The 22,020-nt window shown below is 70.0% G+C and carries 18 protein-coding genes; 14 read left to right on the forward strand and 4 right to left on the reverse strand.

The genetic code is table 11. The features are described from left to right. Window positions 1-69 precede the first annotated feature (69 nt). Genes EGT29_RS13635 through EGT29_RS13650 form a run of 4 tightly spaced genes read left to right on the forward strand, consistent with a single transcriptional unit; the run spans window position 70 to window position 2,207 of the window. Window positions 70-456: a DoxX family protein gene (locus EGT29_RS13635; RefSeq protein ID WP_238160393.1), complete on the forward strand. Its 387-nt coding sequence runs from the start codon at window positions 70-72 to the stop codon at window positions 454-456. A 36-nt stretch (window positions 457-492) separates the two neighbouring features. Then, window positions 493-807: a Dabb family protein gene (locus tag EGT29_RS13640; RefSeq protein ID WP_124689508.1), complete on the forward strand. Its 315-nt coding sequence runs from the start codon at window positions 493-495 to the stop codon at window positions 805-807. A gap of 7 nt (window positions 808-814) precedes the next feature. Continuing rightward, window positions 815-1,243: a PaaI family thioesterase gene (locus EGT29_RS13645; protein ID WP_124689509.1), complete on the forward strand. Its 429-nt coding sequence runs from the start codon at window positions 815-817 to the stop codon at window positions 1,241-1,243. Continuing rightward, window positions 1,236-2,207 (forward strand): alpha/beta hydrolase, encoded by a 972-nt coding sequence (locus EGT29_RS13650; RefSeq protein WP_124689510.1) that lies wholly within the window; start codon window positions 1,236-1,238, stop codon window positions 2,205-2,207. The genes EGT29_RS13645 and EGT29_RS13650 overlap by 8 nt, the downstream gene beginning before the upstream one ends. Here EGT29_RS13650 and EGT29_RS13655 read toward each other — a convergent pair. From EGT29_RS13655 to EGT29_RS13665, 3 genes are read right to left on the reverse strand one after another with little or no spacing between them, the layout of a single operon-like run. Continuing rightward, window positions 2,168-2,983, reverse strand: coding sequence for an NRDE family protein (locus EGT29_RS13655; RefSeq protein ID WP_124689511.1), 816 nt, complete (start codon window positions 2,981-2,983; stop codon window positions 2,168-2,170). The two genes, EGT29_RS13650 and EGT29_RS13655, sit on opposite strands and share 40 nt — an antisense overlap. Before the next feature lie 4 nt (window positions 2,984-2,987). Further along, window positions 2,988-3,296 carry a DUF4936 family protein gene (locus EGT29_RS13660; protein ID WP_124689512.1) on the reverse strand — a complete coding sequence of 103 codons (309 nt, stop codon included), beginning with the start codon at window positions 3,294-3,296 and terminating at the stop codon, window positions 2,988-2,990. 20 nt (window positions 3,297-3,316) lie between these two features. Further along, complete coding sequence (locus tag EGT29_RS13665; RefSeq protein ID WP_124692339.1) at window positions 3,317-4,345, reverse strand: folate-binding protein YgfZ; 1,029 nt, start codon at window positions 4,343-4,345, stop codon at window positions 3,317-3,319. A gap of 43 nt (window positions 4,346-4,388) precedes the next feature. Between EGT29_RS13665 and mltG the strand changes: the two genes are divergently transcribed. The 5 genes from mltG to EGT29_RS13690 all read left to right on the forward strand — a co-directional run bounded on the left by mltG (window position 4,389) and on the right by EGT29_RS13690 (window position 8,800). Next, window positions 4,389-5,453: an endolytic transglycosylase MltG gene (gene mltG / locus EGT29_RS13670; protein ID WP_124689513.1), complete on the forward strand. Its 1,065-nt coding sequence runs from the start codon at window positions 4,389-4,391 to the stop codon at window positions 5,451-5,453. After that, the gene (gene tmk, locus EGT29_RS13675) at window positions 5,450-6,103 is read left to right on the forward strand and encodes a dTMP kinase (RefSeq protein ID WP_238160396.1); all 654 of its coding nucleotides are present in this window, start codon (window positions 5,450-5,452) and stop codon (window positions 6,101-6,103) included. Before mltG ends, tmk begins: the two co-directional genes overlap by 4 nt. After that, the gene (gene holB, locus EGT29_RS13680) at window positions 6,100-7,191 is read left to right on the forward strand and encodes a DNA polymerase III subunit delta' (RefSeq protein WP_124689514.1); all 1,092 of its coding nucleotides are present in this window, start codon (window positions 6,100-6,102) and stop codon (window positions 7,189-7,191) included. The genes tmk and holB overlap by 4 nt, the downstream gene beginning before the upstream one ends. A gap of 56 nt (window positions 7,192-7,247) precedes the next feature. Beyond that, window positions 7,248-8,018: a TatD family hydrolase gene (locus EGT29_RS13685; protein WP_124692341.1), complete on the forward strand. Its 771-nt coding sequence runs from the start codon at window positions 7,248-7,250 to the stop codon at window positions 8,016-8,018. A gap of 95 nt (window positions 8,019-8,113) precedes the next feature. Further along, a complete protein-coding gene (locus EGT29_RS13690) occupies window positions 8,114-8,800 on the forward strand; it encodes an ankyrin repeat domain-containing protein (protein ID WP_124689515.1) in 687 nt (228 codons plus the stop codon). Here the strand turns inward: EGT29_RS13690 and EGT29_RS13695 are convergent. Next, window positions 8,797-9,897 carry an ABC transporter ATP-binding protein gene (locus EGT29_RS13695; RefSeq protein WP_238160397.1) on the reverse strand — a complete coding sequence of 367 codons (1,101 nt, stop codon included), beginning with the start codon at window positions 9,895-9,897 and terminating at the stop codon, window positions 8,797-8,799. The genes EGT29_RS13690 and EGT29_RS13695 overlap by 4 nt on opposite strands. 83 nt (window positions 9,898-9,980) lie before the next feature. Between EGT29_RS13695 and EGT29_RS13700 the strand changes: the two genes are divergently transcribed. The 5 genes from EGT29_RS13700 (at window position 9,981) to recD (ending at window position 22,019) form a co-directional block, all read left to right on the forward strand. Beyond that, a complete protein-coding gene (locus EGT29_RS13700) occupies window positions 9,981-11,606 on the forward strand; it encodes an iron ABC transporter permease (protein WP_124689516.1) in 1,626 nt (541 codons plus the stop codon). A gap of 77 nt (window positions 11,607-11,683) precedes the next feature. Continuing rightward, window positions 11,684-12,709 carry an extracellular solute-binding protein gene (locus EGT29_RS13705; RefSeq protein ID WP_124689517.1) on the forward strand — a complete coding sequence of 342 codons (1,026 nt, stop codon included), beginning with the start codon at window positions 11,684-11,686 and terminating at the stop codon, window positions 12,707-12,709. Window positions 12,710-12,766: 57 nt separating this feature from the next. Then, the gene (gene recC / locus EGT29_RS13710; protein WP_124689518.1) at window positions 12,767-16,249 is read left to right on the forward strand and encodes an exodeoxyribonuclease V subunit gamma; all 3,483 of its coding nucleotides are present in this window, start codon (window positions 12,767-12,769) and stop codon (window positions 16,247-16,249) included. After that, complete coding sequence (gene recB / locus EGT29_RS13715; RefSeq protein WP_124689519.1) at window positions 16,246-19,944, forward strand: exodeoxyribonuclease V subunit beta; 3,699 nt, start codon at window positions 16,246-16,248, stop codon at window positions 19,942-19,944. Before recC ends, recB begins: the two co-directional genes overlap by 4 nt. Further along, the gene (gene recD, locus EGT29_RS13720) at window positions 19,941-22,019 is read left to right on the forward strand and encodes an exodeoxyribonuclease V subunit alpha (RefSeq protein WP_124689520.1); all 2,079 of its coding nucleotides are present in this window, start codon (window positions 19,941-19,943) and stop codon (window positions 22,017-22,019) included. The genes recB and recD overlap by 4 nt, the downstream gene beginning before the upstream one ends. Window position 22,020 lies beyond the last annotated feature (1 nt).

Genomic DNA, 22,020 nt, shown 5'->3' on the forward strand with positions numbered 1-22,020 from the left:
AGCGCCCGGGCGTCGGCATGATCCCCCTTTCCCGGAATCGCCATCATGACACCTGCACCGATACAATCCTTGCTTGAATCGCGCGCGCTGCTGCTGTTCGGCCGCATTCTCCTGACGTTCATGTTCTGGACCAGCGGCCTGGTCAAGCTGTTCGATTTCCAGGGTGGCATGGCCGAGATGAGCCATTTCGGGCTTGAACCGGCCTGGCTGTTCAACGTGCTGACCATCCTCGTCCAGCTGGGCGGTTCGCTGTTGATCATCTTCAATCGGGCCGCATGGCTGGGCGCCGGCGCCCTGGCCGTGTTCACGGTGCTGACCATCCCGCTCGCGCATCCGTTCTGGAAGTTCGAGGGCGAGACCGCGTTCCACGAAATGATGGTCGTGCTCGAGCACATCACCGTGATCGGCGGCCTGATCGTCGTCGCCATCCTGGGCCATCGCGGCGCCCGCAGGTAATTTCCGTTCCAGCCATAAAAAAGGACCGACCCCGCCATGATCCGCCATATCGTCATGTGGACACTCAAGGACGAAGCCGAAGGCGCCGACCGCCAGACCAACATGCAGAAGGTCCGGCAGTTGCTGGAAAGCTGCCGCGATTGCGTGCCCGGCATCCTGGAATTCGAGGTGGGGTTGGCCACCGATGGCCACGAGGCCACGCACGACGTCGTGCTGAACTCGCTGTTCGCCAGCCGCGAGGCGCTGGACGCCTACCAGGCGCATCCACGCCACGTGGCGATCAAGCCTTTCATGGGCGCGGTGCGGGCCGAACGGGCCTGCCTGGACTACGATCTGCCGGCGGCAAGGTAGGGCGGGGATGTCGACCACGCATCCCACCGCCGTCACCGACGTACCCATTCCCTTCCTGGCCTGGCTGGGCGCCCAGCTGATCAAGGCGGAGGGCGGCCAGTCCGAGGTCCGGCTGGACGTCCTGCCGCAGCACTGCAACAGCTGGCACGTCTGCCACGGCGGCGTGCTGATGACCATGCTGGACGCGGCCATGGCCACGGCGGCGCGGTCGCTGCACCCTGAATTGCGCGGCAGCGCCACGGTGGACATGACCACCAGCTTCGTGCGCCCGGGGGAAGCCGGCCGGCTCGTCGCCTACGGCAAGTGCTATCACCGCTCCAGCACCATGGCCTTCTGCGAGGCCGAGGTGCGGGACGAAGGCGGCGGGCTGGTGGCCCGTTCCAGTGGGACCTTCAAGTACATCAAGAAACGCGGCGACCAGGGCGTCGATGGCTGAACTGCGTCACCCCCGGCCCCTGGATCCGCAGGTGGCCGACCTCGTGTCGCGGGTGCATCGGGCCAATCGTCCGCCTTACTGGCACTACACGCCGCAGCAGGCGCGCGCCATCCACGAAAAAGCCAGCAAGGTGCTGGAGATCGCCGCGGCCGAGGTGGCCGAGCTGCGCGACCTGCCCATACCGGTAGGTGGCGGAGCCACCATAGGCGCGCGCCTGTATACGGGCATGCAGGCCCCGGATCCGGCGCCGCTGGTGATCTTCGCCCACGGCGGCGGTTTCACCGTAGGCAGCGTGCGGGACTACGACGCGGTCTGCCGCATGCTGGCCAACGGCGCCCGCTGCAAGGTGCTGTCGCTGGACTACCGGCTGGCGCCCGAACACCGCTTTCCCACCGCCGCCGACGACGTCTACGCCGCATGGCGGTGGGCGTTCGAGCGGCATGCGATGCTGGGCATCGATCCGGCCCGGGTGGCGGGGATGGGAGACAGCGCGGGCGGCACGCTCACGGCCCAGGCCGCGCTGCGCGCGCGGGACGATGGGCTGCCGCTGGCGGCGCAGGTGCTGCTGTACCCGGGTACCAGCGCCTGGCAGGACACGGCCTCGCACCGGGCGTATGCCACCGGCTATCTGCTGGACGAGCGGACCATACAGTGGTTCTTCAACCTGTACCTGCGGGACGACGCCGACCGCCTGGACTGGCGCTTCGCGGTGCTGGACGCGCCGGAGTTCGCCGGACTGGCGCCCGCCTTCCTGCAATTGGCGGAGTGCGACCCGCTGGTGGATGAGGGGCTGGAGTACGGGCACAAGCTGGAGGCGGCCCGCGTGCCGGTGCGGATCCAGGTCTACCAGGGCGCCATCCACAGCTTCTACAACATGGGCGGGGCCTTGCGCGTGGCGCGGCAGGCGCACCGCGACTCGGTGGACTATCTGCGCGCGGTGTTCGAGACCTCGAACGCGGCCTGACGCAGCGAGCTGGGAATCAGCAGCCGCGCCTGCTCGGCATTGTCGAAGCCGCGTTCGGCCGCCTCGATGTGGCCGTCGCGCGTGGCCTGAATCACCGTCTGAGCCCGCGTGCCGTAGTCGGGCGTGATGATGAAGGCCGCCGACAGCGCGCGCTCGCGCTCCAGGCTGATGCCGGTGCTGGGCAGTTGCGCGTCTTCGGCGATCGTCGTGTCGCTCAGCATCTGGAGATAGGCCGGCGTGCGGGCTTCGGTGGCCTTGAGCGTGGCCAGCGCGGCGGTCGTGCGTACGACCTTGGGCCAGGGCGTGTCCAGCATCGCGTTCGACAGCCCGTACACGCCCGCCGCCAGCGCCTCGGGCAAGGTGGAGGAATGGCCGCGGCGGTGGGACAGATACCACAGCGACGGTGTCCGCCCGAACAGTTCCCCCACGATCAGGTTGAATCCGTTGAACGGCTCGGCGCGCCGGGCCAGGTCGCGCAGGTAGCTCGCCGGCGTCGAGGCGCCGGCCAGGAAGGCGGACACCAGCCCGCCGCGCGACGGCGCGGCCGGATCGTTTCGGCCCCCCTCGCGATAATTCGTGATCGCGGCGAAGCGTCCCTGCCGCGTGATCCCCATCCAGGTACCGCCCGCGGCCAGGTCGCGTCCGGCCCAGATGTCGGGATGATCCTGCCACCAGTCGGCGGGCGCCGTGGGCCGGGCGTAGAACTCGTCGCGGTTGGCCACCATGAGCAAGGAAGTCGGGCCGCGCGGATCCCAGGCGAAGGCCATCAGGCACATGGCGTCAGCCTTCCCATCCCGCCGGGTCGGCGGGCAGGTCGACGAAGACCTCGCTGCGGCGGGGGGCGAGCAGCAAGGGCGCCAGTCCGCCGGCCTGCACCGCCTCGGCCAGCGCGGCCTCGAGCGCGGGCATGTCGGCCACGTCCTCGTAGACCTCCATCCAGGTGACCACGCCGTTGTCGGCGGCGGGGCGGGCCTGGAGCGCCACACGGGTGCTCCAGGCCCGGCCGGCCTCGAGCACCCGGCGGGCGGGCGCCAGCGCCTCGGCGCGCCGCGCATGCGGCAGTTTGTAGTAGACGTAGAGATTGTGCATGGCGGATCCCGGCGCTGGGCTCATGCCGAGCGGGTATCGTCGGACAGGGCGTAGGGCAGCGCCTGCGGCTGGATGATCGGACCGGCGGGCGAGCCGGCGTGCAGGGGGGCATCGCCTTGCGCGGCGGCCAGCGAGCTTTCGTACAGGATCGCGGCCCGGTCGCCGTCCTGCGCCGCATTGACGATGCGGCCGCAAGGCTGGTCGTCGCCTTCCTGGAAGACGTCGGTGCCGGCCAGCGCCTGGGGATCCGCCTGTTCGCCGGCGACATGGCCCGCGAACATGCGGCGCTTGAGCTTGCCCAGGTAATGGCTGCGCGCGACCACTTCCTGGCCAGGGTAGCAGCCCTTGGTGAAGCTGACCCCGCCTATCAATTCCAGGTTGACCATCTGCGGCACGAACAGGTCCTGCGTCGGCGCCGTGATCCAGGGCAGGCCCGCGGCGATGTCGGCGGCGCGCCAGGCCTGGACCAGGCCAGCCTGCGCGGGTGACGCCAGCGCCGTTCCCAGGCGCTGCAATGCGTCGTCGGTTCCTATCCACCACCAGCGCGGCGACGATTCGGCGGCGGAGGGCGCCGCGATCCAGGTCGCGTCGGTCAAGTCGGCACGCGACCAGGGCGCGGCGGGCAGCAGCCCGCCCGCGGCCGTTTGCAGGGCCGCCGCATCGAGGCCGCGCCAGACGCCGGCCACGCGCAGCGGCGCGGCGGCAAGCCTGACCTTGGCGCGCAGCACGAACATGGACAGGCGCTTTTGCAGCGCCTGGGCGATGCTGGCATCGACCAGGGCCAGCACGCGCGGGACCGGATCGGCGGGGTCGGGCTGGGCGCGCCAGACGATGGCGCTGGCAAGCAGCCGGCCCTTGGCCGTGCAATAGCCGGCCAGCCGAGCGTCGGCCTCGCCGAGTTTCTTGACGTCTTGGGTCAGTTGCCCCTGGAGGAATTCGATCGTGTCGGCACCCCGGGCCTCGAGCACGGTCAAATGGTCCAGCGGCGCGATGTGCGCGATGGCGGCATCGGGCCGCGCGCTCGCGGATAAAATCTCTTGGACGGACATCTTGAAACGGTCGATGAGGTCGATCGAAGTATTATAGGCGCCCATGCCCAAACGACATTTTTCCCTGAAACGCGCGCTGCTCGTGTCGCTCGCCGCGCTGTTGCTGGCATCGCTGGCCATCGTCGGCGCCGGCGTCGCGTGGCTGCGCATGCCGCTTTCCCTGCCCGCCGACAAGGTGGACTTCGTCATCGATGAAGGCACGACCATGCGGGGCATCGCCCGGCAGGTGCGCGACGCCGGCATCGCCGTGCCGCCCGAGGTCCTGATCGCCTATGCCCGCCTGACCGGCACCGAGCGCCGCATCAAGGCCGGCGGCTACGAGGTGGCCCGTGGCGATTCGCTGTGGACGCTGCTGAACCGGCTCGCGCGCGGCGACGTCACGCAGCGGGAAATCCGCTTCATCGAGGGTTGGAACTTCCGCCAGATACGCGCGGCCCTGCGCCGCCATCCGGACGTGCGCCAGACCCTGGACGGCCTCGACGACGCCACCGTCACGGCCAGGATCGGCGCCTCGACCAGCCACCCCGAAGGCCTGTTCTTCCCCGACACCTACCTGTTCGCCGTGGGTTCCAGCGACCTCGACATCCTGCGCCGCGCCTACCGCGCGCAGCAGCGCGAACTGGCCGACATCTGGGCGCAGCGCGATCCGGACCTGCCGCTGGGCTCGCCCTACGAAGTCCTGATCCTGGCCTCCATCGTCGAGAAGGAAACCGGCATGGAAGCCGACCGCCGGCGCATCGCTGGCGTGTTCGTGAACCGGCTCAGGGTCGGCATGCCGCTGCAGACCGATCCGACGGTCATCTACGGCCTGGGCGAGGTCTTCGACGGCAACCTGCGCCGCCGCGACCTGCGTGCCGACACACCGTGGAACACCTACACGCGCCGGGGGCTGCCGCCCACGCCCATCTCGAACCCGGGCCGGGCCTCGCTGCTGGCCGCGGTCCAGCCCGAGAAGCACAAGTACCTGTATTTCGTCTCGCGCGGAGACGGCACCAGCGCCTTCTCCGAGACCCTGGACAGCCACAACCGCTACGTCGCGCGCTACCAGCTCAGGGGGCAGGGGTTGCAGCCGCCGCCGTCCCTCCAGACCGAGGCGACGCAGCCATGAGCGCCGGCATGAACGCCGCCGCCCGCCGTGGCCGCTTCATCACGCTCGAGGGCGTGGACGGCGCGGGCAAGAGCACGCATCTGGAGTGGCTCGTGGCCCAGCTGCGCGAAGCGGGCCTGGACGTGGTGCAGACCCGCGAGCCCGGCGGCACGCCGCTGGCCGAGAAGCTGCGCGAACTGCTGCTGAACGAGCCCATGCGGCTCGATACCGAGACCCTGTTGATGTTCGCGGGGCGCTGCGAGCACGTGCGCACCGTGATCGAGCCGGCGCTGGCGCGGGGCCAATGGGTGGTCTGTGATCGCTTCACCGACGCCACCTATGCCTACCAGGGCGGCGGCCGGGGGCTCTCGGCCGAGCGCATCGCGGTGCTCGAACAATGGGTGCACGGCGACCTGCAGCCCGACGTGACCTGGCTGTTCGACGTCCCGCTCGAGGTATCGCGCGAGCGGCTGGGCCGGGGCCGCACCCTGGACCGCTTCGAACGCGAGGACGATGCCTTCTTCGAGCGCACGCGGGCGGCCTACCATGCCCGGGCCGAAGCGGATCCGGCGCGCTTTCGCATCATCGATTCGACCCGCCCGATCGAGGCGGTGCGGGCCGAGCTGGCCGCTCAGATGCGGGCCTGCATCGCCCAGGCGAGCGGCGCATGAGCGCGCCCCGGTTCTATCCCTGGCATGAAGAAGCGGCCCGCGCCTGGCTGGGCCAGGAGCAGCGGCGGCGCTTCGCCCATGCCTGGCTGATCCACGGGCTGGCGGGCATAGGCAAGGTCGAGTTCGCGCGCGCCGCGGCCGCCAGCCTGCTGTGCGAGTCACCGCAGGACGGCATGGCCTGCGGGCATTGCCCCGCCTGCACCTGGTATGCCTCGGGCAACCATCCCGATTTTCGCCGCGTCCGCCCCGAAGCGATGGCGCTGGCCGAGGGCCAGGCCGAGGAAGGCGATGCCGAGGAAGAAGCCACCGACGCCGACGGCAAGAAGGCCGGCAAGCGCGCTCCCTCGCGCGAGATCCGCATCGAGCAGATACGCGCCCTGGAATCCTGGGCCAACACCGGCACGCATCGTGGCGGACTGCGGGTGGTGGTGCTGTATCCGGCCGAAGCGCTCAACACGATTTCGGCCAACGGCCTCCTGAAGATCCTGGAGGAGCCGCCGCCCCAGACCGTTTTCCTGCTGGTGTCCGACGCGCCCGACCGGCTGCTGCCGACCCTGGTGTCGCGCTGCCGCCGGCTGCCCCTGGGCACGCCGGCGCCCGGGCCGGCGCTGGCCTGGCTGGAAGAGCAGGGCGTCCAGGATGCGGCCGCGCAACTGGCCGCCGCGGGAGGAGCGCCGGTCGCGGCCTGGCGCCGCGCCGAAGCCGGCGTGCCGCCCCGGGCGCCGTGGCTGGACACCTTCGCGGCCGCGCTCGCGCAGGGCAAGCCGCCAGACCTGGGGCAGATCGTCGATGCGCTGGACAAGATCCCGGCCGTGGAATGGATAGACGCGCTGCAGCGCCTGGCCACCGACGTGGCACTGGCTCAGGCCGGCATCGGCGCGCGCTATTTCCCCGAACTGGCTCCCCATAGCGCGAAGATAGGGGAGCGCGCCGAGCGCGGCCGCGTGGCCGAACTGTCGCGCTGGCTGACCCGCCAGCGCAGGATCGCCGACCATCCGCTCAATGCCCGGCTGTTCGCCCAGGACGTACTGGCCCAGGCCAGCGCGGCCTGCCTGGGCCGCCGTCCCGCGCGGGTGGCCCAGGCCTAGGGGCCGGGGCCACCCGCTGTACTATGGATTCCGCAGCCATACCGTCTTCCTTGCCCATGTTCGTCGATTCGCACTGCCATCTGGATTTCCCCGAACTGGCCGCGCAACTGCCCGAGATCCTCGAGCGCATGCGCGGCAACCACGTCGCCCAGGCCTTGTGCGTCAGCGTGAACCTGCCCGACTGGCCCCGCTTGATGGAGCTGGTACGGGCCCATGACAATCTGTGGGCCTCGGTGGGGGTGCACCCCGACTACGAGGACACGCCCGATCCCACGGTCGAGCAGTTGGTCGAGCTGGCGGCCACCCCCAAGGTCGTCGCCATAGGTGAAACCGGACTGGACTACTACCGCCTGACCGGCGACCTGACGTGGCAGCGGGACCGTTTCCGCAACCATATCCGCGCCGCCCGGCAAACCGGCAAGCCCCTGATCATCCATACCCGTTCGGCGGCGGAAGACACGCTGCGCATCATGGAGGAAGAGGGGGCCGCCGAGGTCGGCGGCGTGATGCACTGCTTCACCGAATCCCAGGCGGTGGCCGACGCGGCCATCGCGATGAACTTCCGCATCTCCTTTTCGGGCATCGTCACCTTCAAGAACGCCCGGGAGTTGCAGGAAGTGGCCCGCAGCATCCCGCTGGACCGGATCCTGATCGAGACCGATTCGCCCTACCTGGCGCCCGTGCCGCATCGGGGCAAGCTGAACGACCCCTCCAAGGTGGTTCACGTGGCCGAGAAGATCGCTGAGTTGCGCGGCCTGCCGGTCCACGCCGTGGCGGATGCGTCAACCAATAATTTTTTCAATTTATTCAAAGATATACAGCGCTAAATTAAAGCTAGAAATAACTTTAATTAGACGGCTTTTTTCGAAGAAAAAATATTTTTTAATCAATAAGTTGAACGGGAAATATAAGGAAACACATTATGTTTGGCTCGTGGGCTCGCCGGGGATGGGGTTTCCTGCTGCTGTGGTGCTGGCTGACCGCGTTCTCGGCGGCGCAGGCAAGCGCCGAAGAAGACTTCTGGGTTGCCGTCCGCAACGATCGCGCTTCCACGGTCAAATCGCTGCTGGGGCGGGGCATGGATCCCAACATGCCCAACGCCGCCAGCAATACGCCGCTGCTGGAAGCCATCAAGGAAGAGGCCTGGGGGGTCTATGACGTGCTGCTGGCCGACAAGCGCATCGACGTCAATCGCCAGAACCGGCTGCGCGAATCCCCCTTGATGTACCTGGCGATCCGGGGCGAGGCGACGCGGATGGAAAAGCTGATCGCGCGCGGCGCCGAGGTCAACCAGGAAGGCTGGACGGCGCTGCACTATGCCGCGTCCAAGGGCAACGACGATGCGGTGCGCGTGCTGCTGGAAAACTACGCCTACATCGACGCCGAATCGCCCGGGAAGATGACGCCCCTGATGATGGCCATGCGCTACGACCACACCTCGACGGTGAAGCTGCTGCTGGACGAGGGAGCGGACGGCTACGTCCGCAATGCCGAGGGCAAGAATGCCGCGGACGTGGGCCGGGACGCGGGCAACACGATACTGGCCAACAATCTGGTCGAGCGCCTGAACCAGGACCGCCAGCGCCGGCAACAGCAGCAGCGCCGCTAGGCGCCTGTTGCCGGGCTCTCGGCCGGAAAGGCCGGCAGGCTGCCGGTCCGCAGGCGGATGCCGACCTCGTCGCCCACGCGATGTCCGTCCTCGGCGGGCATCTGGGCCAGCACTTCGCTGCCGGAGGGCAGGCGCAGGGTGTACAGGTAGCCCGGGCCGCGAAAGACTTTGTGGACCAGTCGCGCCCGGATGGGGCTGTCGGCGTCGGCCAGCAGGTCGTCGGGCCGCAGCAGGACCCGGACCCGTCCGTTGGTGGAAGCGGGGCCCGGCGCGTCGATGTCGCCGAATTCGAGGCGGATGCTGCCGTTGTCCGCCCGCTGGCCCGGCACCAGCACGCCGGCGCCGATGAAGCCGGCCACGAATGCCGTGGCGGGATGATGGTAAAGATCGTAGGCGTTGCCCCATTGCACGATCCGGCCATGTTCCATCACGCCGATCTCGTCGGCCATCGCGAAGGCCTCGGCCTGGTCGTGGGTCACCAGGATCGCGGTCGCCTCGGCTTCCTTCAGGATGTCCCGGATTTCGCCGGCCAGGCGCTCGCGCAGGTCCACGTCCAGGCTGGAAAAGGGTTCGTCCAGCAACAGCAGTTCGGGGCGGGGCGCCAGCGCGCGGGCCAGCGCGACGCGCTGCTGCTGGCCGCCGGACAGTTCATGCGGATACTTGCCGCCCAGCGCGGCCATGCCGACCAGGGACAGGAGTTCCCGGACCCGCGCGGCGCGGACGGCGGCCGGTTCGCGCCGCAGGCCGAAACCGACGTTGTCGTCCACCGACAGGTGGGGGAACAGCGCGTAGTCCTGGAACATGACGCCCACCCGCCGTTTCTCGGGAGCCAGGCTGCGGCGCGGGGTGGCCACGGCTTCGCCGTGCAGCGCGATGCTGCCGGCCAGCAGGGGCTCGAAGCCGCTGATCGCGCGCAGCACGGTGCTCTTGCCGCAGCCCGACGGCCCCAGCAGGCAGCCGATGCGTCCTTCGTGCAAGGCCAGCGACAGGTCGTCGACGACGACGTGCATGCCGGTCGGCATGCGGTAGCCCAGGCGGACGTGGTCGAGCTGCAGATGAGGGTGGGGCATGGGGTCGGACGGATTGCGCAAGCGCATGAATATAATTCGTATTCCTGCTTGCCGCCAACGCCAGGCGGACCTTCGCCCCCGCGTCGTCCGTCGACTTGTCCTGGTATCCGATGCACCGACGCACCGCGCTTTCCTGGCCGGCCGCCGCTGTGGCCGCCTTCATCGCCTTGCCCATCATCAGCCTGCTGTGGTCGGTGTCGAATGCCGACGCCGGCGCACGGGACATCCTTGCCCACCTGGCCGGCACCGTGCTGCCGGGCTACGTCGCGACCTCGCTGCTGCTGATGGCGGCCGTCGGCGTGGGCGCGGCGGTGGTGGGGATCGCCACCGCCTGGGTCGTGGCGGCCCACGACTTCCCCGGGCGGCGCATCTACGAATGGGCGCTGATCCTGCCGCTGGCCATGCCCACCTACGTCATGGCCTACGCCTTCACCGATTTCTTCCAGTTCTCGGGGCCGGTGCAGACCCTGCTGCGAGACCTGACCGGACAGGCCCGGCTGCCATGGTTTCCGGCCATCCGGTCGTGGTACGGGGCCGCGCTGGTCTTCATCTTCGCCTTCTATCCCTACGTCTACCTGCTGACGCGCACGGCCTTCCTCGAACGCAGTCCGCGCCTGTCCGAGGCCGCGCGCACGTTGGGCTGCGGCCCGACGCGAGCCTTCTTCGCGGTGGTGCTGCCGCTGGCGCGCCCCGCGGCCGTGGCCGGCATCACGCTGGTGCTGATGGAAACGCTTGCCGACTACGGCGCGGTGTCCTACTTCGGCGTGCAGACCTTCACCACCGGCATCTACCGGGCCTGGCTGTCCATGGGCGACCGCATCGCCGCGGCGCAACTGGCGTCGGCCCTGCTGGCCTTCGTGTTCGTGCTGGTCTGGCTGGAGCGCCGCAGCCGGAACCGCCTGCGCTTCCATGCGGGCGCCCAGCGCCACGTACAGGCGCCGCGACGGCTGTCGGGCCGACAGGCGCTGTGGGCCAACCTGGTATGCCTCGTGCCGCTTGTTCTGGGGTTCCTGCTGCCCGTGGCCATCATGCTGCGGTTCGCCGCCCAGGACTTGCACGTCATCGACTGGAACCGCTATGCCATGTGGCTGGGCAATACCCTGCGGCTGGCGGCCACGACCTCGGTGCTGGCCGTGGCGCTGGCGCTGGGGCTGGCCTACGCCGCGCGCCTGGCGCCCGGCAGGCTGGTGCGCGCGGCCAACGGCGTGGCGGGCATGGGCTACGCGGTGCCCGGCGCCGTGCTGGCGGTGGGCCTGTTGATCCTGGTGGGCGCGCTGGACGGCTGGCTGGAGGCGTGGGGATGGTCCTTCCAGGGCACGCTGACCGGCACGCTGACGCTGCTGGTCTACGCCTACCTGGTCCGCTTCCTGGCGGTGGCGCTGCAAACGACGGAAGCGGGGCTGTCCAAGATCACGCCGTCGCTGGACGCCAGCGCGCGCAGCCTGGGGGCGGGGACCTGGGAACTGCTGGCGCGGGTGCATCAGCCGCTATTGCGGCGCAGCCTGCTGACCGCCGCCTTGCTGGTGTTCGTGGACGTGATGAAGGAATTGCCCGCGACCCTGGTGCTGCGGCCGTTCAACTTCGACACCCTGGCCGTCATCACCGATCATCTCGCTTCGGACGAGCGGCTGGGGGAAGCCGCCATCCCGGCCCTGACCATCGTGCTGGCCGGCCTGCTGCCCGTGATCGTGCTGGCCCGCGCCATCTCCCGGCGGGACAAACTTACGAAAAGCTGAAAGATTTGACGGGAGAGATGGGAATGACAATAATTCCTATCTCGTTGTCAACTCGACCTTATCCCGAGGCCTCGTCCATGCTCAAGCTTTCCCTGCTGACCGCCGCCTTGCTGGCCGTCTCCGCCGGCGCCCAGGCGCAGGAACTGAACATCTATTCCGCCCGCCACTACCAGACGGACGAACTCCTCTACAAGGGTTTCACCGACCAGACCGGCATCAAGATCAACCGCATCGAGGCCGGCGACGCCGCGCTGGTCGAGCGCCTGAAAAGCGAGGGCGCCAAGAGCCCGGCCGACGTGATCCTGATGGTCGACGCCGCGCGGCTCTGGCGCGCCGAGTCCGACGGCCTGTTCCAGCCGGTCAAGTCCAAGGTGCTGGCCGAGCGCATCCCCGCCAACCTGCAGGGCGGTGAACCGGGCCAGGACCCGCAATGGTTCGGCTTTTCCACGCGCGCCCGCGTCATCGTCTACAACAAGGCGACCGTCAACCCGGCCGACGTCGATACCTACGAGAAGCTGGCCGACCCGAAGAACAAGGGCAAGGTCTGCACGCGGTCCGGCTCGCACCCCTACATGCTGTCCCTGCTGGGCTCGCTGATCGAGCGTAACGGCGAGGCCGCTGCCGAGAAATGGGCCAAGGGCATGGTGGCCAACATGGCGCGCAATCCGCAGGGCGGCGACACCGACCAGATCAAGGGCGTGGCTTCGGGCGAGTGCGGCGTCGCGCTGACCAACAACTACTACTACGTGCGCATGGCCCGGTCCGACAAGCCCGAGGACAAAGCCGCGATCGCCAAGATCGGCTTCCTGTGGCCCGACCAGGCGGGGCAGGGCGTGCACATGAACGTGGCCGGCGGCGCGGTGGCCCGCCATGCGCCGCACAAGGAAGCCGCGGTCAAGTTCCTGGAATACCTGGCCAGCGACAAGGCGCAGAACTATTTCGCCGCGGGCAACAACGAATGGCCGGCCGTGCGTTCGGTGAAAACCGACAACGCCGCGCTCGAGGCCCTGGGGACATTCAAGGCCGAGACGGTGTCCATCGGCGCGATCGGCCGCAACCAGGTCACCGCGCAGAAGATCCTGGACCGCACCGGATACCGTTGATCGTCCACGCGGCTCTGTAGAATGGGGGGGTCGCCCCCCATTCCCATCGTTTCGCGCATGCCCGCTTCTTCGCCGCTCGCTCCCGGTTTCATGGTCGTTCACGGCAACAGGCTGGAGGAACTGCGCGGGCTGGCGGTGTCGTGGATGAAGCGGTACCCGCTGGCGCCGCTCGAGAACGAGATCATCCTGGTCCAGAGCAACGGCATCGCGCAGTGGCTGAAGTTCGCGCTGGCGGCCGATCCGGACGAGGCGGGGGCGCAGGGCTGCGGGATCGCGGCGGCGGTCGAGGTGCAGTTGCCGGCGCGCTTTCTCTGGCAGGCCTATCGCGCCGTGCTGGGCAAGGACCTGCTGCCCGAGACCTCCTCGCTCGACCGCAGCGGACTGACCTGGCGCCTGCTGCGCCTGTTGCCGCAAGTGCTGGGCGACGAGGCCTTCCTGCCGCTGCGGCGTTTCCTGGCCGACGACGACAGCATGCGCAAGCGCCATCAACTGGCCGAGCGGCTGGCCGACCTGTTCGACCAGTACCAGGTGTACCGCGCCGACTGGCTGGACGATTGGGAGCATGGGCGCGACGTGCTGCGGACATCGCGGCGCGGCACCGTGCCGCTCGACGCGGAAGACCGCTGGCAGGCCGCCTTGTGGCGCGCGGTGCTGGACGACGTGGGCGACGACGGGGTGATCCAGAGCCGGGCGCGCGTGCACCGGCGTTTCCTGGCGCGCCTGGCCGAGACCGAGGTGCCGCCGCGAGACCTGCCGCGCCGGGTGATCGTGTTCGGGATCTCGTCCATGCCGGCGCAGTCGCTGGAGGCGCTGGCGGCGCTGTCCAAGTTCTGCCAGGTCCTGTTGTGCGTCCATAATCCCTGCCAGCATCACTGGACCGACATCGTCGCCGACCAGGACCTGCTGCGCCACCAGTACCGGCGGCAGCAGCGCAAGCCCGGCATGCCGGCGGCGCCGGACGCGCAGGCCATGCACCGCTTCGGCAACCCGCTGCTGGCGGCCTGGGGCAAGCAGGGCCGCGACTACATCCACCTGCTCGATACCTACGACATCCCGGAGCGCTACCAGGAGCATTTCGCGTCCATCAGCGACCGCCGCATCGACCTGTTCAGCGAACCGCCCGCCGAACATCTGCTGGCCCAGGTCCAGGACGACATCCTCAACCTGCGTTCGCTGGAGGAAAGCCGCGAGCAATGGCCGCCGATGGATGTCGAGCGCGATGCCTCCATCCGCTTCCATATCGCCCACAGCCCGCAGCGCGAGGTCGAGATCCTGCACGACCAGTTGCTGGCGCGCTTCGATGCCGATCCCGGCCTGCGGCCGCGCGACGTCATCGTCATGGTGCCGGACATCGACGCCTACGCGCCGCACATCCGGGCGGTGTTCGGCCAGATCGACCCGCGCGATCGTCGCCACATTCCCTACACGCTGGCCGACCAGGGCCAGCGCGGCCGCGAACCGCTGCTGATCGCGGTCGAGCACCTGCTGCGGCTGCCCGAAAGCCGTTTCGCGGTCAGCGAGATCCTGGACCTGCTGGACGTGCCGGCGGTACGCCAGCGCTTCGGCCTGCGCGAAAGCGACCTGCCGCAACTGCATCGCTGGATCGCCGGGGCCGGCGTGCGCTGGGGCGTGGACGCCGGCCAGCGTGCCAGCCTGGGGCTGCCCGGGGGCATGGAGCAGAACACCTGGCGCTTCGGCCTGCGACGCATGCTGCTGGGCTATGCGGCCGGCGCCGCGCCGGCGTTCGAGGGCATCGAACCCTACGATGAAGTGGGGGGCCTGGACGCGGCGCTGGTCGGGTCGCTGGACGCCTTGCTGGAGAGCCTGGAGCGCATCCGCGCGGCGCTGGCGACGCCGGCCGCGCCCCAGGCCTGGGGTGTCCGGCTGCGAGCCCTGATGACCAGTCTTTTCATCCCGACGACCGAGCGCGAGGAAGCCGCGCTGGGCAGCCTGTCGCAGTTGCTGGACGACTGGCTGGAGGTATGCGAGCGCGTCGGGCTGGAAGAAACACTGCCGCTGGTGGTGGTGCGCGAGGCCTGGCTGGGCGACCTGGATCGCAGCCGCCTGAACCAGCGCTTCCTGGCGGGCTCGGTCAACTTCTGCACCCTGATGCCGATGCGGGCGATTCCGTTCCGCGTCGTCTGTCTGCTGGGCATGAACGACGGCGACTACCCTCGGGTCCAGACACCGCCGGATTTCGACCTGATGCGCGCCGACTACCGCCCGGGCGACCGTTCGCGCCGCGAGGACGACCGCTATCTGCTGCTCGAGGCGCTGCTGTCGGCGCGCGACGCGCTGTACGTAAGCTGGGTCGGCCGCAGCGTGCGCGACAACGCCGAGCGGCCGCCGTCGGTGCTGGTGGCGCAATTGCGCGACCATCTCGACGCGGGCTGGGTAAGCGACGACGGCTCGGACCTGCTGGCCGGCCTGACCACCGTCCATCCGCTCCAGCCGTTCAGCCCGCGCTATTTCGCCTCGCGTTCGGGGCGGCTTTTCACCTATGCGCGGGAATGGGCGGTGATGCACGAGGCGCACGAGGCCGCGCCATCCGCACCGCAAGCCTTGCCGCCGCCGGCCACGGGAGCGGTCCTGGACCTGCCGCAATTGCAGGCTTATGCCCGCGACCCGCTGCGGGCCTTCTTCAACCAGCGGCTGAAGATCCATTTCGACGAAGCCGAGGAAGCCGCCGAAGACGAAGAGCCCTTCGCGCTCGACGGGCTGACCCACTACCAGTTGAGCGAACGCCTGTTGCTGGCCGGCTTGCCCGCGGAAAACGCGGACGAGGCCCTGGACCGGTTGCGCGCGACGGCCCGGATGCTGGCGCGCGGCGGCGAGCTGCCGCTGGCGGGATTCGGCGAACGCGTGGTGGAAACGCTGATCGCGCCGCTGCCCGACGTGCTGGAGCGGCACCGGGCCTGGCGCGCGCAATGGCCGCAGGCGTGCGAAGTCCCCGCCGCGGTGGATCTGCGCCACGGCGCGGTGCAATTGCAGGGCTGGCTGGGCGGCCTGCGACGCAACGACGACGGCGGCCACCTCTGGCTCGACGCCATTCCGGGCGAACTGGGCGTGGCCGCGCGCCTGCCCAGGTGGCACCGGCTGATCCGCCCCTGGGTCGCGCATCTGGCGGGCAATGCGATGGGGTTGTCCCTGCACACCGTGCTGGTGGCCACCGACGGCGAATTCAGCTTGCCGCCCGTGGCCGAAAACGAGGCGCGGACCTGGCTGGGCGACCTGATCGACGCCTGGGACGCCGGCATGCGCGTCCCGCCGCCGGTGGCCGTGCGCACCGCGTTCGCGTGGCTGGCGGCGCTGCCGGACGAAGCCGCGGCCTACGAGCAGGCACGCAAGACCTACGAGGGCGGCCCCACGGTGCCCGGCGAGGTCGACCGCAATCCCTACCTGATGCGCCAGTTCCCGGACTTCGAGGCCTTGTGGTCGGACGAGGAATTCGGTTCCTGGGCCCGGACGCTGTATCTGCCCCTGTTCGAGACGGCTCGTCCGGCGCGCGCCGAGAGGAAAGCCGGAGGAGGGCGGGCATGAACGCTACGTCCCCGAAACGCGACCTGGCGCTGGCCCTGCCGCTGCATGGCAGCCGCCTGATCGAGGCCAGCGCCGGCACGGGCAAGACCTTCACCATTTCCGCGCTGTTCGTCCGCCTGGTGCTGGGCCATGGCGGCGACAGCGCCTTCGGCCGCGAGCTGCTGCCACCCGAGATCCTGGTGGTGACCTTCACCGACGCCGCCACCCAGGAACTGCGCGACCGCATCCGCGCCCGGCTGGCCACGGCAGCGCGCTATTTCCGAAAGGAAAGCGATGCGCCTGACGACTTGATCGCCGCCTTGCGCGACGACTACGACGCATCCGACTGGCCCGCCTGCGCCAACAAGCTGGACGTGGCCGCGCAATGGATGGACGAGGCCGCCGTGTCCACCATCCACGGCTGGTGCCAGCGCATGCTGCGCGAACACGCCTTCGACAGCGGCAGCCTGTTCACCCAGACGCTGGAAACCGACCATACCGATCTCCTGGCCGAGGTCGTGCGCGACTATTGGCGCCAGCATTGCTATGCCTTGCGGGACGAGACGCTGGACTGGGTGTCGACGAACTGGATCACCCCCGATGCCTTGCGGCGCCGGATCGCGCCCTTGCTGGCCCATGCCTCGGCTCGCGACATTCCCGGCACGCTGACGGAAATCCACGCCAGTGCCCGTACCCGCCGCGCCGAGGCGCTGGCCCGGTTGAAAGCCCCCTGGGCCGCCTGGAGCGAGGAGCTGCGCGCGCTGTGCGATGCGGCCTGCGCCGCCAAGCGCGTCAACGCCCGCAAGTTCCAGGCGCGCTGGTACGGCCCCTGGTTCGACCGGCTGTCGGCCTGGGCGGCCGATGCCGCGCTGGAAGCCCTGGACCTGGGAACGGGCTTCCAGCGCCTGACCCCGGCCGGCCTGGCCGAGATCTGCGAGGCCGGCCATCGCATCGACCATCCGGCGCTGGACGCCATGGTCGACCTGCCGCGCCTGCTCGCCCAGTTGCCATCCGCCGATGCCGACATGCTGGCGCACGCCGCGTATTGGGTGCGGACACGCTTCGACGAGGAAAAGCGGCGCCGCGCCGAGATGGGCTTCGACGACATGCTGACCCGCCTGGACGCGGCGCTGCGCGGGGAAAACGGCGAGCGGCTGGCGCGGGTCATCCGCGCCCAGTTCCCGGTGGCGCTGATCGACGAATTCCAGGATACCGATACCGTCCAGTATCGGATCTTCGACCGCGTCTACCGCATCGCCGACGATGCCGACGATTGCGCGCTGCTGATGATCGGCGATCCCAAGCAGGCCATCTACGCCTTCCGCGGCGCCGACATCCATACCTATCTGCGTGCCCGCCGGGCGACGGCGGGCCGCCACTACACGCTGGGCACCAACTTCCGCTCCAGCTCCGGCATGGTCGCCGCGGTCAACGCCGTTTTCGAGGCTGCCGAGAACCGGCCGGGCGGGCAGGGTGCCTTCCTGTTCCGGCGCGGCGGCGACGACCCGCTCCCCTTCGTGCCGGTGGCCGCGCAGGGCAGGGCGGAGTCCCTGGTCACGGACGGCACGCCCGCCGCGCCGCTGACCTTCTGGCTGGCCGACCAGGACGCCCCCATCGCCGGCGGCGCCTACCGCGCGGCCATGGCCGCCGCTTGCGCGACCGAGATCGTCCGCCTGCTGGCCGGCGGCCGGGCGGGTAGCACCGGTTTCCTGCAAGACGGCACGATCCGGGGCCTCGCACCCGCCGACATCGCGGTGCTGGTGCGCGACATGGGCGAGGCCCAGGCCATCCGTTCCGCGCTGGCCGAACGCGGCGTGCGCAGCGTCTATCTGTCGGACAAGGACTCGGTGTTCGACGGCCAGGAAGCCGCCGATCTGCTGCGCTGGCTGCATGCCTGCGCCGAACCCGACGACGACCGCAAGCTGCGCGCGGCGCTGGCCAGTACGACGCTGGACCGGCCGCTGGCCGAACTCGACCGGCTGAACCGCGACGAACGTTTCTGGGAATCCTGGGTGCTGCGCTTTCGCGGCTACCGGGACCTGTGGCGGCGCCAGGGCGTGCTGCCCATGCTGCGGCGCTTCATGGACGATTTCGGGCTGCCGGCGGCGCTGGCCCGCCGCGCGGACGGCGAACGCGCCCTGACCAACCTGCTGCACCTGGCCGAGCTGCTGCAACAGGCGGCCGGCGAACTGGACGGCGAACAGGCGCTGATCCGCCACCTGGCGGAACACCTGGCACAGGACGGCCAGGCCAGCGAAGCGCAGATCCTGCGGCTGGAAAGCGATGCCCAACTGCTCAAGGTCGTGACTGTCCACAAGTCCAAGGGGCTCGAATATCCGCTGGTCTTCCTGCCGTTCGCCTGCTCGTTCCGTCCCGCCGACCGTACGCGCCCGCCGCTGCGCTACCACGACGAATCCGGCCGCCTGGTCGTCAGCATCGCCCCGGACGAGGCCGAGGAAGCGCTGGCGGACCGCGAGCGGCTGGCCGAAGACCTGCGCCTGTTGTACGTGGCGCTGACGCGGGCGCGCCACGCCTGCTGGCTGGGCGTGGCCGACCTCAAGCGCGGCCGCGCCGCCGAATCGGGCTGGCCGCTGTGCGCGCTGGGCTATCTGGCGGGCGGCGGCGAACCGTTGACGGGATCAGGCCAGCTGGAGTCCGTGCTGCGCACCCTGGATCCTTCCGGGACCTTGCTGCGTACCGTGCCGGCCCCACGGCCGGACGCCGACGTCCTGGACATGCAGGCCGGCGGCCCCGCCGAACCCGTGTACCGCACGCCCGAGCGCCAGCCCGGCGAACCGTGGTGGATCGCCTCCTACAGCGCCTTGCGCGTCGCCAGCCTGACCGAAGGCGACGAGGAAGCGCGCGAAGCCCGCCTGCACGGCGACACCAGTCCCGAGACCCCCGAGGCGCAAAAGCTGTTCGACGACGACGTCCCCGACACGGACGAGACGCTGGCCACGCCGGCCGGTACCGGCATGCACCGCTTTCCGCGCGGCCCGGGGCCGGGCACCTTCCTGCACGGCCTGTTCGAGTGGGCGGGAGAGGAGGGCTTCGGCGCCGCCGTGGCCGCTCCGGACCGCCTGGCCGACGCCGTCGCGCGCCGCTGCAACCGGCGCGGCTGGGAAAGCTGGATCACGCCGCTGGGCCGCTGGTTGTCCGGCGTGCTGGCCGAGCCTCTGCCGCTGGGCGCGGGACAGAGTTTCCGCTTCGCGGACCTCGAGTCCTACCGGGTCGAAATGGAATTCTGGTTCGAGAGCCGCCACGTCGACGTCGAACGCATCGATGCCCTGGTCCGGCGCCACGTCATGCCGGGCGCGGCGCGGCCCGCGCTGGAGCCGGCCATGCTCAACGGCATGTTCAAGGGCTTCATGGACCTGACCTTCGAGCACCAGGGGCGCTATTACGTGGCCGACTACAAATCGAACTGGCTGGGCGCGACCGATGCGGCCTACACCTCGGCCGCGATGGCGAGCGAGATCCTGGCCAAGCGCTACGACCTCCAGTACGTGCTGTACCTGCTGGCGCTGCACCGGCAACTGACGGCGCGGCTGCCGGACTACGACTACGACCGCCACATGGGCGGCGCGCTGTACCTGTTCCTGCGCGGTACCCGGGCGCCGACGCGCGGCGCGTACTTCGATTGCCCGCCGCGCGAACTGATCGAACAACTCGACCGGCTGTTCGCCGGCACCGCGCAAGTGGAGGCACAGGCATGAGCCACGGTGCCTCGAACTACGAACTGCCGTTCGATGCGCCCGCGCAGGCATCCCCGGACCTGCGCGACCGCGAGGCGCTGTTGACGCTGCTCGACGCCTGGGTCGAACGCGGCTGGCTGCGGCGGCTGGACCGCGCTTTCGTCGGCTTCCTGGTCGACTGCCAGCCCGATACGCAACCGCTGGTAGCGGTGGCCGCCGCGCTGGCCAGCCATCAGCTCGGACACGGCCACGTCTGCCTGGACCTGGCCCTGACGCTGGAGCGGCCCGACGAGGCGCTGTCCCTGCCGCCCGAAGGCGACATGGGGCCCGCGATGCGCCTGCCCTCGGACCTGCTGGCCGGTGTCGACGTCGCGCAGTGGCTGGCCGCGCTGGCTGCCAGCCCGCTGGTCGCGGACGCCGCGCGGGCGCAAGCGCCCGATGACGGCCGGCCGCTGGTGCTCGATGCCGGCCGCCTGTACCTGCGCCGCTACTGGGACTTCGAGCGGCGCATCGCCCGGGCCCTGCGGGAACGCCTGGCGCACCCGGTGGAAACGCCGCCGGACCTCGCGCAATCCCTGGCGCGGCTGTTTGACGAAAGCCAAGGGGCCGACAGCGGCCCCGACTGGCAGAAACTGGCCTGCGCGCTGGCCGCGCGCGGCCGCATCGGCATCGTCACCGGCGGCCCGGGCACGGGCAAGACCACCACGGTCGTGCGCCTGCTCGCACTGCTGCAGATGACGGCGGTGCAGGAGGGGCGTCCGCTGCGCATTCTGCTGTCCGCGCCCACCGGCAAGGCGGCGGCGCGCCTGTCCGCGTCCATTGCCGACCAGGTCGGGCGGCTTCCGGTGTCCGACGCGGTCCGAGCGGCCATCCCCACCGACGTCTCGACGCTGCACCGGCTGCTGGGCAGCCGGCCGGACACGCGCCATTTCCGCCACCATGCCGGCAACCCCTTGCTTATCGACATGCTGGTCGTGGACGAGGCGTCGATGATAGACGTGGAAATGATGGCGCACCTGATGGCCGCGCTGCCGCCCCACGCCAGGCTGGTGCTGCTGGGCGACAAGGACCAGCTCGCGTCGGTGGAGGCGGGCGCCGTGCTGGGCGATCTCTGCCGCGACGCCGAGGCCGGCCACTACACGCCCGAGACCCAGGCCTGGCTCGAACGAGCCAGCGGCGAGAGCCTGGCCGGAACGGGTCTCTCGCCCGGCGACGCCGAACGCCATGCGATGGCGCAGCAGATCGTCATGCTGCGCCGCTCGCGCCGCTTCGGCGCCGGCAGCGGCATCGGGCAACTGGCGCGCGCGGTCAACGCCGGGCTGCCGCAGGAAATGCGTGCCGTGCTGGAACGAGAGTCCGCCGCGCCCGACCCCGATGTCTACGACACGCGCGGCATCCGGCCGGACGCGCTCGACCGCCTGCTGCTCGACGGCCATCCCGCCACCGCGCGCGGAAAACCCTGCGGCTATGCGTACTACCTGGACGTCATGCAGCGCCACCGTCCGGCAGCCGACCGGCCGGGCGACGATCCCGCCTGGGAAGGCTGGGCGGCCCGGGTGCTGGCGGCGTTCGACGCCTTCCGCCTGCTGTGCGCCGTCCGCAAGGGCGAGCAGGGCGTCGAAGGCCTGAACGCGCGCATCGCCCGGGCGCTGCGCGCGCGCGGACTGATCGAACAGGAGCAGGGCTGGTACGAAGGACGGCCCGTCCTCGTCACCCGCAACGACTACGCCCTGGGCCTGATGAACGGCGACATCGGCATCGCGCTGCGCGTGCCGCAAGGTGCCGGGGAGGGCACCGCGCTGCGCGTGGCCTTCCTGCGCAGCGACGGCACCGACGGCGTGCGCTTCGCGCTGCCCAGCCGGCTCAACGCCGTCGAGACGGTCTACGCCATGACCGTGCACAAGTCCCAGGGCTCGGAATTCGCCCATACCGCCTTGCTGCTGCCGGACCGGACCAGCCCCATCCTGACGCGCGAACTGGTCTACACCGGCGTGACGCGCGCGCGCACCTGGTTCACGATGGTGGAGACCGCGCCCGGGGTGCTGGAGGAAGCGGTGGCCCGGCGGGTCAGGCGCATCAGCGGGTTGTCGGTTTGAG

The sequence above is a fragment of the Pigmentiphaga sp. H8 genome, assembly GCF_003854895.1.
Taxonomy (GTDB): domain Bacteria; phylum Pseudomonadota; class Gammaproteobacteria; order Burkholderiales; family Burkholderiaceae_B; genus Pigmentiphaga.